At 52.2% G+C, this 515-nt stretch carries 1 rRNA gene; it reads left to right on the forward strand.

Annotated elements, in window-relative coordinates:
• Positions 1-299 precede the first annotated feature (299 nt).
• Positions 300-515, forward strand: a 16S ribosomal RNA gene (locus H926_RS0102220); the annotation flags it as partial.

Here is a 515-nt window from a genome sequence, read left to right on the forward strand (position 1 = left end):
TTGGTCGCCAGATAGCTACGGACGGCTTAGATTTCCGGTGAGAACCGGGGATTGATTGTTGTCCGGGTTTTGTTGTCTGGGTTTGGTCTTTGACATTGTTGATTAGATGAAGGGACATGTGGGCGACGGCGCCTGGTGTCGGGGGTCTTTGGGCTCCGACGTCCAGTTTAAAGCAAGCCGGTATCTGTCTATATGTCCTTCGTATCCATTACGTTTGACAAATGCAGGCATCGGCTCCCGGAGTTCTGCTGTTGTCGCGGGTAGGTGCCATTGGTGCTTCTGCGATGATGGTTGTGACACAACTTGAGAGTTTGATCCTGGCTCAGAACGAACGCTGGCGGCATGCCTAACACATGCAAGTCGAACGAACCCTTCGGGGTTAGTGGCGCACGGGTGCGTAACGCGTGGGAATCTGCCCTTTGCTTCGGAATAACAGTTAGAAATGACTGCTAATACCGGATGATGACTTCGGTCCAAAGATTTATCGGCAAAGGATGAGCCCGCGTAGGATTAGG

The sequence above is a fragment of the Novosphingobium sp. B-7 genome (assembly GCF_000410615.1).
GTDB lineage: Bacteria > Pseudomonadota > Alphaproteobacteria > Sphingomonadales > Sphingomonadaceae > Novosphingobium > Novosphingobium capsulatum.